This is a genomic window from Streptomyces sp. NPDC040718 (assembly GCF_055593565.1).
This window is the reverse complement of sequence record NZ_JBVIXO010000001.1, coordinates 1040373-1056348: the sequence shown is the minus strand read 5'-3', so window position 1 is coordinate 1056348 and position 15976 is coordinate 1040373. Positions and strand designations below refer to the sequence as shown.

The following is a 15976-nucleotide window of genomic DNA, read 5'->3' as shown; positions in this document are numbered from 1 at the left end:
TTAGATGCCGCGCAGTCTCAAGAAGGGGCCCTTCGTCGACGACCACCTCGTAAAGAAGGTGGACGCCCAGAACGAAGCCGGCACCAAGAACGTCATCAAGACCTGGTCCCGTCGCTCGATGATCATCCCCAGCATGCTGGGTCACACGATCGCGGTGCACAACGGCAAGACCCACGTCCCGGTGTTCGTCACCGAGTCGATGGTCGGCCACAAGCTCGGCGAGTTCTCGCCGACTCGCACCTTCCGCGGCCACGTCAAGGACGACCGGAAGTCGAAGCGCCGCTAATCGCGGGGTGGTTACGACTATGACTAACACCGAAGGGACAACCATGGAAGCCAGGGCCCAGGCGCGGTACATCCGCGTCACGCCCATGAAGGCCCGCCGAGTGGTGGACCTCATCCGTGGCATGGATGCCACGGAGGCTCAGGCGGTCCTGCGTTTCGCCCCGCAGGCCGCGAGCGTGCCGGTCGGCAAGGTGCTTGACAGCGCCATTGCCAACGCCGCGCACAACTACAACCACCCGGACGCCTCCACGCTGGTCATCAGCGAGGCGTACGTGGACGAGGGCCCGACCCTGAAGCGGTTCCGTCCGCGTGCCCAGGGCCGTGCCTACCGGATCCGCAAGCGGACCAGCCACATCACCGTGGTCGTCAGCAGCAAGGAAGGTTCCCGGTAATGGGCCAGAAGGTAAACCCGCACGGGTTCCGACTCGGCATCACCACCGACTTCAAGTCGCGTTGGTACGCCGACAAGCTGTACAAGGACTACGTCAAGGAAGACGTCGCCATCCGTCGGATGATGACGTCCGGCATGGAGCGCGCCGGCATCTCGAAGGTTGAGATCGAGCGCACCCGTGACCGCGTGCGTGTGGACATCCACACCGCCCGTCCCGGCATCGTCATCGGCCGCCGTGGCGCCGAGGCCGACCGCATCCGCGGTGACCTCGAGAAGCTCACGGGCAAGCAGGTCCAGCTGAACATCCTCGAGGTCAAGAACCCCGAGCTCGACGCTCAGCTCGTTGCCCAGGCCGTTGCCGAGCAGCTCTCCTCCCGCGTCTCCTTCCGTCGTGCCATGCGCAAGAGCATGCAGGGCACCATGAAGGCCGGCGCCAAGGGCATCAAGATCCAGTGTGGCGGCCGTCTCGGCGGCGCCGAGATGTCCCGCTCCGAGTTCTACCGCGAGGGTCGTGTGCCGCTGCACACGCTGCGCGCGAACGTGGACTACGGCTTCTTCGAGGCCAAGACCACCTTCGGCCGTATCGGCGTGAAGGTCTGGATCTACAAGGGCGACGTCAAGAACATCGCCGAGGTTCGCGCCGAGAACGCTGCGGCCCGTGCGGGTAACCGCCCGGCCCGTGGTGCCGGCGCTGGCGACCGTCCCGCCGGCCGTGGTGGCCGTGGTGGCGAGCGCGGCGGCCGTGGTGGCCGCAAGCCGCAGCAGGCTGCTGGTGCCGAGGCCCCCAAGGCCGACGCCCCCGCCGCCGCTCCGGCCGAGAGCACCGGAACGGAGGCCTGACCGACATGCTGATCCCTCGTAGGGTCAAGCACCGCAAGCAGCACCACCCGAAGCGCAGCGGTATGGCCAAGGGCGGTACTGAGGTCTCGTTCGGCGAGTACGGCATCCAGGCGCTCACCCCCGCCTACGTGACGAACCGCCAGATCGAGGCGGCTCGTATCGCGATGACCCGCCACATCAAGCGTGGTGGCAAGGTCTGGATCAACATCTACCCGGACCGTCCGCTGACGAAGAAGCCGGCCGAGACCCGCATGGGTTCCGGTAAGGGTTCTCCCGAGTGGTGGATCGCGAACGTGCACCCGGGCCGGGTCATGTTCGAGCTGTCCTACCCGAACGAAAAGATTGCGCGTGAGGCTCTGACTCGTGCGGCCCACAAGCTGCCGATGAAGTGCCGCATCGTCAAGCGCGAGGCAGGTGAGTCGTGATGGCGACGGGAACCAAGGCGTCCGAGCTCCGCGAGCTCGGCAACGAGGAGCTCGTTGCCAAGCTGCGCGAGGCCAAGGAGGAGCTGTTCAAGCTCCGTTTCCAGGCGGCCACCGGCCAGCTGGAGAACAACGGCCGGCTCAAGTCCGTCCGTAAGGACATCGCTCGCATCTACACCCTGATGCACGAGCGTGAGCTCGGTATCGAGACGGTGGAGAACGCCTGATGAGCGAGAACAACGTGACTGAGAAGACCGAGCGCGGTTTCCGCAAGACCCGTGAGGGTCTGGTCGTCAGCGACAAGATGGACAAGACCGTCGTCGTCGCCGTCGAGGACCGCGTGAAGCACGCGCTGTACGGCAAGGTCATCCGCCGTACGAACAAGCTCAAGGCGCACGACGAGCAGAACGCTGCCGGCGTCGGCGACCGCGTCCTCATCATGGAGACGCGTCCGCTGTCGGCGACGAAGCGCTGGCGCATCGTCGAGATCCTCGAGAAGGCCAAGTAAGGAATTTCGCGCAAGCGGAATCCAATATCCACAGCTTGAAGGGGTAACCCTTCGGGTTCGTTCCGCCAGGCTCGGCCGGGGCTTCTCTGAAGCCCCGGCCGGGAACCGGCAGACAAACAGGAGATAGACGTGATCCAGCAGGAGTCGCGACTGCGTGTCGCCGACAACACTGGTGCCAAGGAGATCCTTTGCATCCGTGTTCTCGGTGGCTCCGGTCGCCGCTACGCGGGCATCGGTGACGTCATCGTCGCCACCGTCAAGGATGCGATCCCCGGTGGCAACGTGAAGAAGGGTGACGTCGTCAAGGCGGTCATCGTTCGCACCGTCAAGGAGCGCCGCCGCCAGGACGGCTCGTACATCCGCTTCGACGAGAACGCCGCCGTCATTCTGAAGAACGACGGCGACCCTCGCGGCACCCGTATCTTCGGCCCCGTGGGCCGTGAGCTGCGCGAGAAGAAGTTCATGAAGATCATCTCGCTCGCGCCGGAGGTGCTGTAAGCATGAAGATCAAGAAGGGCGACCTGGTCCAGGTCATCACCGGTAAGGACAAGGGCAAGCAGGGCAAGGTCATCGCGGCCATGCCCAGCGAGAACCGCGTCCTGGTCGAGGGTGTCAACCGGGTCAAGAAGCACACCAAGGCTGGCCAGAACCAGGCCGGTGGCATCGTGATCACCGAGGCCCCGGTCCACGTCAGCAACGTTCAGCTGGTTGTGGAGAAGGACGGCAAGAAGGTCGTCACCCGCGTCGGTTTCCGCTTCGACGACGAGGGCAACAAGATCCGCGTTGCCAAGCGCACGGGTGAGGACATCTGATGGCTACCACTCCGCGTCTGAAGACGAAGTACCGCGAGGACATCGCGGGCAAGCTGCGTGAGGAGTTCTCCTACGAGAACGTCATGCAGATCCCCGGCCTCGTCAAGATCGTCGTGAACATGGGTGTCGGCGACGCCGCCCGTGACTCGAAGCTGATCGACGGTGCCATCCGCGACCTGACGACGATCACCGGTCAGAAGCCGGCCGTCACGAAGGCCCGCAAGTCCATCGCGCAGTTCAAGCTGCGCGAGGGTCAGCCGATCGGCTGCCACGTCACCCTCCGTGGTGACCGCATGTGGGAGTTCCTGGACCGTACGCTGTCGCTCGCGCTGCCGCGTATCCGTGACTTCCGCGGTCTGTCGCCGAAGCAGTTCGACGGCCGTGGCAACTACACCTTCGGTCTCACGGAGCAGGTCATGTTCCACGAGATCGACCAGGACAAGATCGACCGTACCCGGGGTATGGACATCACCGTGGTCACCACGGCGACCAACGACGACGAGGGCCGCGCGCTCCTTCGTCACCTCGGCTTCCCCTTCAAGGAGGCGTAAGCGAGATGGCGAAGAAGGCTCTCATCGCGAAGGCTGCCCGCAAGCCCAAGTTCGGTGTGCGTGCGTACACCCGCTGCCAGCGCTGCGGTCGCCCCCACTCCGTGTACCGCAAGTTCGGCCTGTGCCGCGTCTGCCTTCGTGAGATGGCTCACCGTGGCGAGCTGCCGGGCGTGACCAAGAGCTCCTGGTAACTCCTCCCAGTCCGTAAGGACTTGGGGAAGTTCCAGAGACTCTCGGTAAGCATCTGGTCGGCGGATGCCCGGCCGCGCATGCCTTAGGCTTGTGTGGTTGGGCGTCCGCCGCCCATAACGACTTACTACGCCGTAGGTCCCCGCACCGCACCCGTCCCGCCTCTGAGCGGGGAGAGGGATGGCGCATACAGGAAACCCCGGCGAGAGAGGCCGAAGGCCACTTCATGACCATGACTGACCCGATCGCAGACATGCTCACTCGTCTGCGTAACGCTAACTCGGCGTACCACGACACCGTCGTGATGCCGCACAGCAAGATCAAGTCGCACATCGCGGAGATCCTCAAGCAGGAGGGTTTCATCACCGGCTGGAAGGTCGAGGACGCCGAGGTCGGCAAGAACCTCGTCCTCGAGCTGAAGTTCGGGCCGAACCGTGAGCGCTCCATCGCGGGCATCAAGCGGATCTCGAAGCCCGGTCTGCGCGTGTACGCGAAGTCCACCAACCTGCCGAAGGTCCTCGGTGGCCTGGGCGTGGCGATCATCTCCACGTCGCACGGTCTCCTGACCGGACAGCAGGCAGGCAAGAAGGGCGTAGGTGGGGAAGTCCTCGCCTACGTCTGGTAGTCGGGAACGGAGGAAAAGCAATGTCGCGAATCGGCAAGCTCCCCATCCAGGTTCCCGCCGGTGTGGACGTCACCATCGATGGCCGCACGGTTGCGGTGAAGGGCCCCAAGGGTCTCCTTTCGCACACCGTCGCCGCGCCGATCGAGATCGTCAAGGGTGAGGACGGCGTTCTGAACGTCACCCGTCCGAACGACGAGCGTCAGAACAAGGCCCTGCACGGCCTGTCCCGCACGCTGGTGGCGAACATGATCACCGGCGTGACCCAGGGATACGCCAAGGCCCTCGAGATCAGCGGTGTCGGTTACCGCGTGGCCGCGAAGGGCTCCGACCTGGAGTTCCAGCTCGGCTACAGCCACCCGATCCTGGTCACGGCGCCCGACGGCATCTCGTTCAAGGTCGAGTCCCCGACCAAGTTCTCGGTCGAGGGCATCGACAAGCAGAAGGTCGGCGAGGTCGCCGCCAACATCCGCAAGCTGCGGAAGCCCGACCCGTACAAGGCCAAGGGTGTCAAGTACGCCGGCGAGGTCATCCGCCGCAAGGTCGGAAAGGCTGGTAAGTAGCCATGGCATACGGTGTGAAGATCGCCAAGGGCGACGCGTACAAGCGCGCTGCCAAGGCTCGCCGCCACATCCGCATCCGCAAGAACGTCTCGGGTACGGCGGAGCGTCCGCGCCTCGTCGTGACGCGTTCCAACCGCAACATCGTTGCTCAGGTCATCGACGACCTCAAGGGTCACACCCTTGCGTCGGCGTCGACCCTGGACGCTTCGATCCGCGGTGGCGAAGGCGACAAGAGCACTCAGGCCCAGGCCGTCGGCGCGCTCGTCGCCGAGCGTGCCAAGGCCGCGGGTGTCGAGACCGTCGTGTTCGACCGCGGTGGCAACCGATACGCCGGGCGCATTGCCGCTCTGGCTGACGCCGCCCGCGAAGCCGGGCTGAAGTTCTAAGCCCCGGTTCCGGGACTCACGGACGTAACAGAGAGAGGTAATCCAATGGCTGGACCCCAGCGCCGCGGCAGCGGTGCCGGTGGCGGCGAGCGGCGGGACCGGAAGGGTCGCGACGGTGGCGCTGCCGCCGAGAAGACCGCTTACGTTGAGCGCGTTGTCGCGATCAACCGTGTCGCCAAGGTTGTCAAGGGTGGTCGTCGCTTCAGCTTCACCGCGCTCGTCGTGGTGGGTGACGGTGACGGCACCGTAGGTGTCGGTTACGGCAAGGCCAAGGAAGTTCCCGCGGCCATCGCCAAGGGCGTCGAGGAAGCCAAGAAGAACTTCTTCAAGGTTCCCCGCATCCAGGGCACCATCCCGCACCCGATCCAGGGCGAGAAGGCGGCCGGCGTTGTCCTGCTGAAGCCTGCTTCCCCCGGTACCGGTGTTATCGCCGGTGGCCCGGTGCGCGCCGTTCTGGAGTGCGCCGGCGTTCACGACATCCTGTCGAAGTCGCTCGGCTCCGACAACGCGATCAACATCGTGCACGCGACCGTGGAGGCCCTGAAGGGCCTGCAGCGTCCCGAGGAGATCGCGGCTCGCCGTGGTCTGCCGCTCGAGGACGTCGCCCCCGCGGCTCTGCTTCGTGCGCGCGCTGGGGCGGGTGTCTGATGGCCCGCCTCAAGATCACGCAGACGAAGTCGTACATCGGCAGCAAGCAGAACCACCGCGACACCCTCCGTTCGCTCGGGCTCAAGCGCCTGAACGACGTGGTCGTCAAGGAGGACCGCCCCGAGTTCCGCGGCATGGTGCACACCGTCCGCCACCTCGTGACGGTTGAGGAGGTTGACTAATGGCTGAGACCAACCCGCTGAAGGCCCACAACCTCCGTCCCGCCCCCGGTGCCAAGACCGCGAAGACCCGTGTGGGTCGCGGTGAGGCGTCGAAGGGTAAGACGGCTGGTCGTGGTACCAAGGGCACGAAGGCCCGCTACCAGGTTCCGCAGCGCTTCGAGGGCGGGCAGATGCCCCTCCACATGCGCCTGCCGAAGCTGAAGGGCTTCAAGAACCCGTTCCGCACCGAGTTCCAGGTTGTCAACCTGGACAAGCTCGGTGCCCTCTACCCCGAGGGTGGAGAGGTCACGGTGGCCGACCTGGTCGCCAAGGGCGCGGTTCGCAAGAACAGCCTCGTCAAGGTCCTGGGCCAGGGCGAGATCTCCGTGGCGCTGACGGTTTCGGTTGACGCCGTCTCCGCCTCCGCCAAGGAGAAGATTGCCGCCGCCGGCGGCACCGTCACCGAGCTCGTCTAAGACGAAACTCTTGTGACAAATAGCTAGAAACCCGACCGGGGATGCCTCACATAAGGGGCATCCCCGGTTGGTCGTTCCACGGGGGGCACACTCGCCGGTAAGGTGGCGTGCACCTTTGCTTGTACGTATTCGTCGATCCCTCAGACCGTCACCTCTGACGCAGTAGCGCGGGGGTCGCAGGAGGCACCGTGCTCACCGCGTTCGCCCGGGCGTTCAAGACGCCCGACCTGCGCAAGAAGCTGCTCTTCACGCTCGGCATCATCGTGCTGTATCGGCTCGGGTCCCACATCCCGGTACCCGGCGTGAGCTACAAGAACGTTCAGATCTGTGTCGAGTCGATGGGCAGCAGTAACAGCCTCTTCGGTCTCGTCAACATGTTCAGCGGCGGTGCGCTGCTGCAGATCACGATCTTCGCGCTCGGCATCATGCCGTACATCACGGCGAGCATCATCCTGCAGCTGCTGACCGTGGTCATCCCGAAGCTGGAGAACCTCAAGAAAGAGGGCCAGTCCGGCACGGCGAAGATCACCCAGTACACGCGCTATCTGACGGTCGCGCTCGCGATCCTGCAGGGCACCGGCCTGGTCGCCACCGCGCGTACCGGCGCCCTGTTCGGCAGCTGCCCGGTCGCTCGCGAGATCGTCCCGAACCAGTCGATCTTCACCACCATCGTCATGGTGCTCACCATGACCGCCGGTACCTGTGTCGTCATGTGGCTCGGTGAGCTCATCACCGACCGCGGCATCGGCAACGGCATGTCCATCCTGATGTTCATCTCGATCGCGGCCGGCTTCGTCGGCGCCCTGTGGACCATCAAGCTCCAGGGCAAGATCGCTGATGGCTGGGTGGAGTTCGCCGTCGTCATCCTGGTGGGCCTCGCGATGGTGGCCCTGGTGGTCTTCGTCGAACAGGCGCAGCGCCGGATCCCGGTCCAGTACGCGAAGCGCATGATCGGCCGCCGTGCCTACGGCGGTACGTCCACCTACATCCCGCTCAAGGTGAACCAGGCCGGTGTCATCCCGGTCATCTTCGCCTCGTCGCTGCTGTACATCCCGGCGCTGATCGTGCAGTTCAGCGGCTCGACGGCCGGCTGGGCGACCTGGATCCAGAAGCACTTCGTCAAGGGCGACCACCCGTACTACATCGCCGCCTACTTCCTCCTGATCGTCTTCTTCGCGTTCTTCTACGTGGCGATCTCGTTCAACCCCGAGGAAGTTGCGGACAACATGAAGAAGTATGGTGGGTTCATCCCGGGCATCCGCGCCGGCCGGCCTACCGCCGAGTACCTGAGCTACGTACTCAACCGGATCACTTGGCCGGGGTCGCTGTACCTGGGTCTGATCGCTCTTGTGCCGACAATGGCGTTGGCCGGCTTCGGAGCGAACCAGAACTTCCCGTTCGGCGGGACGAGCATCCTCATCATCGTGGGTGTGGGTCTGGAAACCGTGAAGCAGATCGAGAGCCAGCTCCAGCAGCGCAACTACGAAGGGTTCCTCCGCTGATGCGAATCGTCCTCGTCGGGCCTCCCGGTGCGGGCAAGGGAACGCAGGCCGCGTTCCTTGCCAAGAACCTGTCGATCCCGCACATCTCCACGGGCGACCTCTTCCGCGCCAACATCAGCCAGAACACCGAGCTGGGCCGTCGCGCGAAGGCGTTCATGGACGCCGGTGAGCTCGTCCCGGACGAGATCACCATCGGTATGGCCAAGGACCGGATGGAGCAGCCGGACGCCAAGGGCGGGTTCCTGCTCGACGGCTTCCCGCGCAACGTGGCCCAGGCCGAGGCGCTCGACGCCATGCTCAAGGAAGCGGGCATGAAGCTCGACGCCATCCTCGACCTGGAGGTCGAGGAGGACGAGGTCGTGAAGCGGATCGCCGGCCGGCGCATCTGCCGCAAGGACTCCTCGCACGTCTTCCACGTGATCTACGCGGCGCCGAAGGTCGAGGGCGTCTGCGACAAGTGCGAGGGCGAGCTCTACCAGCGCGACGACGACTCCGAGGCCACGGTCCGCAACCGGCTGGAGGTCTACCACACGCAGACCGAGCCGATCATCGACTACTACAAGGCCCAGGGTCTGCTGGTGACCATCTCCGCCCTCGGCGAGGTGCACGAGATCACCAAGCGGGCGATGGACGCCCTGAAGAAGTAGTCACTCCAGTTCGTGACCGACAGTACGGCCGCGGTGTCCTTCGGGCATCGCGGCCGTACTGTTGGGAAGACCCGTTTTCGAAGGTGGAAGGCCCAGTTTCAATGGTTCAGCTGAAGACCCCCGAGCAGATCGCGAAGATGCGGGAGGCAGGGCTGGTCGTCGCCGCGATCCACGCGGCGACCCGTGAGGCGGCCGTGCCGGGCTCCACGACGCGGGACCTGGACATGGTGGCCCGGAAGGTGATCGCCGACGCCGGTGCGAAGTCGAACTTCCTCGGGTACGGCGGCTTCCCCGCGACCATCTGCACCTCGGTCAACGAGGTCGTCGTCCACGGCATCCCGGACGACAAGACGGTCCTGAAGGACGGCGACGTCATCTCCATCGACGCCGGCGCGATCGTGGACGGCTGGCACGGCGACGCGGCGTACACGGCCTTCGTGGGCACCGGTCACGCTCCGGAGCTGATCGAGCTCTCCCGGGTCACCGAGGAGTCGATGTGGGCCGGCATCGCGGCCATGAAGCTCGGCAACCGCCTGGTGGACATCTCGAAGGCGATCGAGGGCTACATCAAGCGCCAGCCGCGGCCGTCGACGGGTGAGCACAGCCTCGGCAAGTTCGGGATCATCGAGGACTACGGCGGCCACGGCATCGGCTCCGAGATGCACATGGACCCGCACCTGCTGAACTACGTCTCGCGCAAGCGGGGCAAGGGCATCAAGCTGGTCCCGGGCCTGTGCCTGGCGATCGAGCCGATGGTCTCCCTGGGCACCGCCCAGACGGAGGTCCTGGCGGACGACTGGACGGTCATCACCACGGACGGCACCTGGTCCTCGCACTGGGAGCACTCGGTCGCCCTGACGGAGGCCGGCCCGATCGTCCTGACCAGCCCGGACTGCGGCAAGGCGAAGCTGGCGGAGTACGGGGTCACCACGGCCCCGGACCCCCTCGGCTAGCCCCCGGTTAATGATCTAGACTCATGGGCAAACTTTCCGGATTCGTCTTTCTGGGTGCCCTGACGTAGACTGACTCGTCGGCTCACGTGCATTTCCATGCCCTGCATGGGGGGCACGGTGCCGATCAAGGTAGCCGATTCGAAAGGCGAAGCGTGGCCAAGAAGCAAGGTGCCATCGAGATCGAGGGCACCGTGATCGAGTCCCTCCCGAACGCCATGTTCAAGGTGGAACTCCAGAACGGTCACAAGGTCCTCGCGCACATCAGCGGCAAGATGCGTATGCACTACATCCGCATCCTTCCCGATGACCGGGTCGTTGTGGAGCTGTCTCCGTACGACCTGACGCGTGGCCGGATCGTCTACCGATACAAGTAGATCTTGTCCTCACTCCTGCCTGGGCGTCCGTCCCGGTGCGGGTGGTGGCACTGACCCGGAGAACCTCACCAACATGAAGGTCAAGCCGAGCGTCAAGAAGATCTGCGACAAGTGCAAGGTGATCCGCCGTCACGGTCGGGTCATGGTCATCTGCGACAACCTGCGCCACAAGCAGCGCCAGGGCTGACGCACGCCGACCGACCTGCACTACGCAGTTCTTCGCGCGACGTAAGAAAACGTACATAAGCAGAACCCGCCCAGCCCTGAGAAGGGGCCGGCGGCACCTCCGGCGGGGGCCGGGGACCCGGACGTACCACCGCCCATTCGGGTGGTCGGCGGTCGGGAGCGGTTCTGTTGCAGACCCCCGAACACACAGGAGCCATTGAATGGCACGCGTTTCCGGTGTTGACATCCCGCGCGAAAAGCGTGTGGAGATCGCACTCACCTACGTCTTCGGTATCGGGCGCACCCGGTCCAAGGAGATCCTCGCCTCCACCGGCGTGAACCCGAACACCCGCGTTCGTGACCTGGCCGAAGAGGACCTCGTCAAGATCCGCGAGTACGTGGACGCCAACCTCCGTACCGAGGGTGACCTCCGCCGCGAGATCCAGGGCGACATCCGCCGCAAGATCGAGATCCAGTGCTACCAGGGCATCCGCCACCGTCGTGGCCTGCCGGTGCACGGTCAGCGCACCAGCACGAACGCGCGTACCCGCAAGGGCCCGCGTCGCGCGATCGCCGGTAAGAAGAAGCCGGGCAAGAAGTAGTCCTGTTCAGCGGTCTTGCGCTGTAGGACCGACCACCTCCCGTAGGAGTAAGAGATGCCCCCCAAGGGTCGTCAGGGCGCTGCCAAGAAGGTGCGCCGCAAGGAAAAGAAGAACGTCGCTCACGGGCACGCCCACATCAAGAGCACGTTCAACAACACCATCGTTTCGATCACGGACCCGTCCGGCAACGTGATCTCCTGGGCCTCCGCCGGCCACGTCGGCTTCAAGGGCTCGCGCAAGTCCACCCCCTTCGCCGCGCAGATGGCCGCCGAGTCGGCCGCCCGCCGCGCGCAGGAGCACGGCATGCGCAAGGTTGACGTCTTCGTCAAGGGTCCCGGCTCCGGCCGCGAGACCGCGATCCGCTCCCTCCAGGCCACCGGCCTCGAGGTCGGCTCGATCCAGGACGTCACCCCCACCCCGCACAACGGCTGCCGCCCGCCGAAGCGCCGCCGCGTCTGACGCAGCGGACGCACCTGTGCGTTCTTGAGTGTCCGGGCGGTACGAACCCTTCGGGGGACGTACCGCCCGTACCCTTGTAAGTCCGCGGCCTCCGGGCCGCACCCGTCGGGCGTCAAATAGTGGGCGTCCACGACTGAAGGAACAGACATGCTTATCGCTCAGCGTCCTTCGCTGACCGAAGAGGTCGTCGACGAGTACCGCTCGCGGTTCGTGATCGAGCCGCTGGAGCCGGGCTTCGGCTACACCCTCGGCAACTCCCTGCGCCGTACCCTCCTGTCCTCCATCCCGGGTGCCGCTGTCACCAGCATCCGCGTGGACGGCGTCCTGCACGAGTTCACCACCGTGCCGGGCGTCAAGGAAGACGTCACGGACATCATCCTCAACATCAAGCAGCTGGTCGTCTCCTCGGAGCACGACGAGCCGGTCGTGATGTACCTGCGCAAGCAGGGTCCCGGCCTGGTCACCGCTGCCGACATCGCGCCCCCGGCCGGTGTCGAGGTGCACAACCCGGACCTGGTCCTCGCCACGCTCAACGGCAAGGGCAAGCTGGAGATGGAGCTGACCGTCGAGCGCGGTCGCGGCTACGTCTCCGCCGTCCAGAACAAGCAGCTGGGCCAGGAGATCGGCCGTATCCCGGTCGACTCCATCTACAGCCCGGTCCTCAAGGTCACCTACAAGGTCGAGGCGACCCGAGTCGAGCAGCGCACCGACTTCGACAAGCTGATCGTCGACGTCGAGACCAAGCAGGCCATGCGCCCGCGCGACGCCATGGCGTCCGCCGGCAAGACCCTGGTCGAGCTGTTCGGTCTGGCCCGCGAGCTCAACATCGACGCCGAGGGCATCGACATGGGCCCGTCCCCGACGGACGCCGCCCTGGCCGCCGACCTGGCGCTGCCGATCGAGGAGCTGGAGCTCACCGTTCGGTCGTACAACTGCCTCAAGCGCGAGGGCATCCACTCCGTGGGTGAGCTCGTCGCCCGCTCCGAGGCCGACCTGCTCGACATCCGCAACTTCGGTGCGAAGTCGATCGACGAGGTCAAGGCGAAGCTGGCCGGCATGGGCCTGGCCCTCAAGGACAGCCCGCCCGGATTCGACCCGACCGCCGCCGCCGACGCCTTCGGCGCCGACGACGACGCGGACGCCGGTTTCGTCGAGACCGAGCAGTACTAGAAAGCTTGCGGGGGGCTCGCGCCCCCCGCACCCACCCTCTCGCGACCGCCTGAGGGAACTGACACCGGTACCTGACACGGCCGGTGCAGATTTGAAGGAGTAACAATGCCGCGTCCCGCAAAGGGTGCCCGCCTGGGCGGCTCCGCCGCGCACGAGAAGCACCTCCTCGCGAACCTCGCGAAGGCGCTCTTCGAGCACGGCCGCATCACCACCACCGAGGCCAAGGCCCGCCGCCTGCGTCCCTACGCCGAGCGTCTGGTCACCAAGGCCAAGAAGGGCGACATCCACAACCGTCGCCTGGTGCTGCAGACGATCACGGACAAGAGCATCGTGCACACGCTCTTCACCGAGATCGCCCCGCGCTACGAGAACCGCCCCGGTGGTTACACGCGCATCACCAAGATCGGCAACCGTCGTGGCGACAACGCCCCGATGGCCGTGATCGAGCTGGTCGAGGCCCTGACCGTGGCCCAGCAGGCCACCGGTGAGGCCGAGGCCGCCACCAAGCGCGCCGTGAAGGAGGCGGAGGCCGCCGAGGCTCCCGCCGCCGAGGAGACCAAGGAGGCCTGATCCCTCCCGGGATCACGCTGAAAAGGCTCTGAACGGGCCCGCCCCTTCCGGGGGCGGGCCCGTTCTGCATATGTGAGCTTCTGAGAGGATCGGTCACGTGAGTGACGAGGTGGAGCCCGGGCGCGTCCGGGTACGGCTGGACCTGAGCTACGACGGCAAGGACTTCTCCGGCTGGGCGAAGCAGCGCACGCTGCGGACCGTCCAGGGCGAGCTGGAGAGCGCACTGCAGACCGTGATGCGGCTCAAGGAGCCGGTCGAGCTGACCGTCGCCGGCCGCACCGACGCCGGGGTGCACGCGCGCGGGCAGGTCGCGCAGTTCGACCTGGCCGAGGAGGTGTGGGCCGAGCACCACGACAAGCTGCTGCGCCGCCTCGCGGGCCGACTGCCGCACGACGTACGGGTGTGGAAGGCCGCCGAGGCCCCCGAGGGCTTCAACGCGCGGTTCTCCGCCATCTGGCGCCGCTACGCGTACCGCGTCGGCGACCACCAGGCGGGCGTGGACCCGCTGCGCCGCGGGCACGTGCTGTGGCACCAGTGGCCGCTGGACGTGGACGCCATGAACCAGGCCGCCGCCGCGCTGGTCGGCGAGCACGACTTCGCCGCCTACTGCAAGAAGCGCGAGGGCGCCACGACCATCCGTACGCTCCAGCAGCTCAGCTGGGAGCGCGGGGAGGACGGCGTCATCACGGCGACGGTCCGCGCGGACGCGTTCTGCCACAACATGGTCCGCTCGCTGGTGGGGGCCCTGCTGCACGTCGGTGACGGGCACCGGCCGGTCGAGTGGCCCGGGCAGGTGCTGGCCGCCGCCGTACGGGACTCCTCGGTGCACGTGGTCAAGCCGCACGGGCTGACGCTGGAGGAGGTCGGCTACCCGGCGGACGAGCTGCTGGCCGCCCGCAGCAAGGAGGCGCGGAACATGCGCACGCTGCCCGGGGCGGGCGGCGGCTGCGGGGGCTGCTGAGCCCTCCGCCCCGCCGGGCCGCCGCAAACCGTTTGGGCGGATCACCGCCGGACCGGGACAATGCCCCGCATGGGACATCTCGAAGCCAGCCACCTGGAGTACTACCTTCCCGACGGGCGGGTCCTGCTCCCCGACGTCTCCTTCCGCGTGGGGGAGGGGTCGGTGGTGGCCCTGGTGGGGGCCAACGGCGCCGGCAAGACCACCCTGCTGAAGCTGATCTCGGGCGAGCTCCAGCCGCACGGCGGCGGGGTCGCCATCAGCGGCGGCCTGGGCGTGATGTCGCAGTTCGTGGGCTCGGTCCGGGACGAGACGACCGTGCGGGACCTGCTGGTCTCGGTGGCGCAGCCGCGGATCCGGGACGCGGCGAAGGCCGTGGACCAGGCCGAGCACCTGATCCTGACGGTCGACGACGAGGCCGCGCAGATGGCGTACGCGCAGGCGCTGAGCGACTGGGCCGACGTACAGGGCTACGAGGCGGAGACCCTGTGGGACGTGTGCACCACGGCCGCGCTGGACATCCCGTTCGACCGGGCCCAGTACCGAGAGGTGCGCACGCTGTCGGGCGGTGAGCAGAAGCGGCTGGTGCTGGAGGCGCTGCTGCGCGGGCCGGACGAGGTGCTGCTGCTCGACGAGCCGGACAACTACCTCGACGTCCCGGGCAAGCGGTGGCTGGAGGAGCAGCTGAAGGCCACCCGCAAGACGGTGCTCTTCGTGTCGCACGACCGGGAGCTGCTGTCCCGGGCCGCCGAGAAGATCATCAGCCTGGAGCCGAGCCCGACCGGTACGGACGTCTGGGTGCACGGCGCGGGCTTCGACACGTACCACGAGGCCCGCAAGGAGCGCTTCGCCCGCTTCGAGGAGCTCAAGCGCCGCTGGGACGAGGAGCACGCCCGGCTGAAGGCGCTGGTCCTGCGGCTGCGCAACCAGGCCGCGAGCAGCCCGGACATGGCTTCGCGGTACCGCGCGATGCAGACCCGCTTCCAGAAGTTCGAGGAGGCCGGCCCGCCGCCCGAGCCGCCGCGGGAGCAGGAGATCAAGATGCGGCTCAAGGGCGGCCGGACGGGCGTCCGCGCGCTGACCGTGGAGAACCTGGAGCTGACGGGGCTGATGAAGCCCTTCTCGCTGGAGGTCTTCTACGGCGAGCGGGTCGCGGTGCTCGGCTCGAACGGCTCCGGCAAGTCGCACTTCCTGCGGCTGCTGGCGGGCGAGGACGTCAAGCACACCGGGGCCTGGAAGCTGGGAGCACGGGTGCTTCCCGGCCATTTCGCGCAGACCCACGCCCATCCGGAGCTGTTCGGGCGCACGCTGGTCGACATCCTGTGGACGGAGGCGGCGAAGCCGCTGGGCCCGGCCATGGCGGTGCTGCGCCGCTACGAGCTGGAGCGGCAGGGCGAGCAGAAGTTCGAGAAGCTCTCGGGCGGCCAGCAGGCGCGTTTCCAGATCCTGCTGCTGGAGCTGGCGGGGACGACGGCGCTGCTGCTGGACGAGCCGACGGACAACCTCGACCTGGAGTCGGCGGAGGCCCTCCAGGACGGCCTGGAGTCGTACGAGGGCACGGTGCTGTGCGTGACGCACGACCGCTGGTTCGCGCGGACCTTCGACCGTTATCTGGTCTTCGGTTCGGACGGTGTCGTGAGGGAAACTCAGGAGCCCGTCTGGGACGAACGCAGGGTCGAGCGCAAGCGCTGAGGGGGAGTGCCGTGGGGCTGCGGCCGAGCA

The 15976-nt window shown here is 66.6% G+C and carries 27 protein-coding genes; all 27 read left to right on the top strand.

The window, feature by feature from the left end:
* Positions 1-4: 4 nt before the first annotated feature.
* Complete coding sequence (gene rpsS / locus ACZ597_RS04935) at positions 5-286, top strand: 30S ribosomal protein S19 (RefSeq protein WP_007265903.1); 282 nt, start codon at positions 5-7, stop codon at positions 284-286.
* Between the two features lie 43 nt (positions 287-329).
* Entirely contained in the window at positions 330-677 is a 348-nt protein-coding gene (gene rplV, locus ACZ597_RS04930) for a 50S ribosomal protein L22 (RefSeq protein WP_007265904.1), read from the top strand.
* Positions 677-1516 carry a 30S ribosomal protein S3 gene (gene rpsC, locus ACZ597_RS04925; protein ID WP_007265905.1) on the top strand — a complete coding sequence of 280 codons (840 nt, stop codon included), beginning with the start codon at positions 677-679 and terminating at the stop codon, positions 1514-1516. Before rplV ends, rpsC begins: the two co-directional genes overlap by 1 nt.
* Before the next feature lie 5 nt (positions 1517-1521).
* Positions 1522-1941 (top strand): 50S ribosomal protein L16, encoded by a 420-nt coding sequence (gene rplP / locus ACZ597_RS04920; protein WP_007265906.1) that lies wholly within the window; start codon positions 1522-1524, stop codon positions 1939-1941.
* Complete coding sequence (rpmC, locus tag ACZ597_RS04915; RefSeq protein WP_007265907.1) at positions 1941-2165, top strand: 50S ribosomal protein L29; 225 nt, start codon at positions 1941-1943, stop codon at positions 2163-2165. The genes rplP and rpmC overlap by 1 nt, the downstream gene beginning before the upstream one ends.
* Positions 2165-2446, top strand: a complete 282-nt coding sequence (gene rpsQ / locus ACZ597_RS04910) for a 30S ribosomal protein S17 (protein ID WP_007265908.1) — start codon at positions 2165-2167, stop codon at positions 2444-2446. The genes rpmC and rpsQ overlap by 1 nt, the downstream gene beginning before the upstream one ends.
* A 129-nt stretch (positions 2447-2575) precedes the next feature.
* Positions 2576-2944, top strand: coding sequence for a 50S ribosomal protein L14 (gene rplN / locus ACZ597_RS04905; RefSeq protein ID WP_003956455.1), 369 nt, complete (start codon positions 2576-2578; stop codon positions 2942-2944).
* A 2-nt stretch (positions 2945-2946) separates the two neighbouring features.
* Positions 2947-3258, top strand: a complete 312-nt coding sequence (gene rplX, locus ACZ597_RS04900) for a 50S ribosomal protein L24 (protein WP_388934833.1) — start codon at positions 2947-2949, stop codon at positions 3256-3258.
* Positions 3258-3809 (top strand): 50S ribosomal protein L5, encoded by a 552-nt coding sequence (gene rplE / locus ACZ597_RS04895; protein ID WP_030298216.1) that lies wholly within the window; start codon positions 3258-3260, stop codon positions 3807-3809. The genes rplX and rplE overlap by 1 nt, the downstream gene beginning before the upstream one ends.
* A gap of 5 nt (positions 3810-3814) precedes the next feature.
* Positions 3815-4000, top strand: coding sequence for a type Z 30S ribosomal protein S14 (locus ACZ597_RS04890; protein WP_003956452.1), 186 nt, complete (start codon positions 3815-3817; stop codon positions 3998-4000).
* Positions 4001-4224: 224 nt separating this feature from the next.
* Complete coding sequence (rpsH, locus tag ACZ597_RS04885; RefSeq protein ID WP_007265911.1) at positions 4225-4623, top strand: 30S ribosomal protein S8; 399 nt, start codon at positions 4225-4227, stop codon at positions 4621-4623.
* Positions 4624-4643: 20 nt separating this feature from the next.
* Entirely contained in the window at positions 4644-5183 is a 540-nt protein-coding gene (gene rplF / locus ACZ597_RS04880) for a 50S ribosomal protein L6 (RefSeq protein WP_427708472.1), read from the top strand.
* Between the two features lie 2 nt (positions 5184-5185).
* Positions 5186-5569, top strand: a complete 384-nt coding sequence (rplR, locus tag ACZ597_RS04875) for a 50S ribosomal protein L18 (RefSeq protein WP_401247066.1) — start codon at positions 5186-5188, stop codon at positions 5567-5569.
* A gap of 45 nt (positions 5570-5614) precedes the next feature.
* Positions 5615-6217: a 30S ribosomal protein S5 gene (gene rpsE / locus ACZ597_RS04870; RefSeq protein WP_007265914.1), complete on the top strand. Its 603-nt coding sequence runs from the start codon at positions 5615-5617 to the stop codon at positions 6215-6217.
* The gene (gene rpmD / locus ACZ597_RS04865) at positions 6217-6399 is read left to right on the top strand and encodes a 50S ribosomal protein L30 (protein WP_005313525.1); all 183 of its coding nucleotides are present in this window, start codon (positions 6217-6219) and stop codon (positions 6397-6399) included. The genes rpsE and rpmD overlap by 1 nt, the downstream gene beginning before the upstream one ends.
* Positions 6399-6854 (top strand): 50S ribosomal protein L15, encoded by a 456-nt coding sequence (gene rplO / locus ACZ597_RS04860; RefSeq protein ID WP_401247064.1) that lies wholly within the window; start codon positions 6399-6401, stop codon positions 6852-6854. The genes rpmD and rplO overlap by 1 nt, the downstream gene beginning before the upstream one ends.
* A gap of 188 nt (positions 6855-7042) precedes the next feature.
* Positions 7043-8356, top strand: coding sequence for a preprotein translocase subunit SecY (secY, locus tag ACZ597_RS04855; protein ID WP_471324948.1), 1314 nt, complete (start codon positions 7043-7045; stop codon positions 8354-8356).
* Positions 8356-9003: an adenylate kinase gene (locus ACZ597_RS04850; RefSeq protein ID WP_471324946.1), complete on the top strand. Its 648-nt coding sequence runs from the start codon at positions 8356-8358 to the stop codon at positions 9001-9003. The genes secY and ACZ597_RS04850 overlap by 1 nt, the downstream gene beginning before the upstream one ends.
* Positions 9004-9104: 101 nt before the next feature.
* Positions 9105-9956, top strand: coding sequence for a type I methionyl aminopeptidase (gene map, locus ACZ597_RS04845; RefSeq protein WP_471324944.1), 852 nt, complete (start codon positions 9105-9107; stop codon positions 9954-9956).
* A gap of 152 nt (positions 9957-10108) precedes the next feature.
* A complete protein-coding gene (infA, locus tag ACZ597_RS04840) occupies positions 10109-10330 on the top strand; it encodes a translation initiation factor IF-1 (RefSeq protein ID WP_003956442.1) in 222 nt (73 codons plus the stop codon).
* Positions 10331-10403: 73 nt separating this feature from the next.
* On the top strand, positions 10404-10517 hold the full coding sequence (gene rpmJ, locus ACZ597_RS04835) for a 50S ribosomal protein L36 (RefSeq protein WP_003956441.1): 114 nt from the start codon (positions 10404-10406) through the stop codon (positions 10515-10517).
* A 199-nt stretch (positions 10518-10716) separates the two neighbouring features.
* Complete coding sequence (rpsM, locus tag ACZ597_RS04830; RefSeq protein WP_007265919.1) at positions 10717-11097, top strand: 30S ribosomal protein S13; 381 nt, start codon at positions 10717-10719, stop codon at positions 11095-11097.
* 54 nt (positions 11098-11151) lie between these two features.
* Entirely contained in the window at positions 11152-11556 is a 405-nt protein-coding gene (rpsK, locus tag ACZ597_RS04825) for a 30S ribosomal protein S11 (protein ID WP_003956432.1), read from the top strand.
* A 147-nt stretch (positions 11557-11703) separates the two neighbouring features.
* Entirely contained in the window at positions 11704-12726 is a 1023-nt protein-coding gene (locus tag ACZ597_RS04820; RefSeq protein WP_007265920.1) for a DNA-directed RNA polymerase subunit alpha, read from the top strand.
* A gap of 105 nt (positions 12727-12831) precedes the next feature.
* Positions 12832-13296: a 50S ribosomal protein L17 gene (rplQ, locus tag ACZ597_RS04815; protein ID WP_215023458.1), complete on the top strand. Its 465-nt coding sequence runs from the start codon at positions 12832-12834 to the stop codon at positions 13294-13296.
* 97 nt (positions 13297-13393) lie between these two features.
* The gene (gene truA / locus ACZ597_RS04810; protein ID WP_471324941.1) at positions 13394-14257 is read left to right on the top strand and encodes a tRNA pseudouridine(38-40) synthase TruA; all 864 of its coding nucleotides are present in this window, start codon (positions 13394-13396) and stop codon (positions 14255-14257) included.
* 69 nt (positions 14258-14326) lie between these two features.
* Entirely contained in the window at positions 14327-15946 is a 1620-nt protein-coding gene (locus tag ACZ597_RS04805) for an ABC-F family ATP-binding cassette domain-containing protein (RefSeq protein WP_471324938.1), read from the top strand.
* Positions 15947-15976 lie beyond the last annotated feature (30 nt).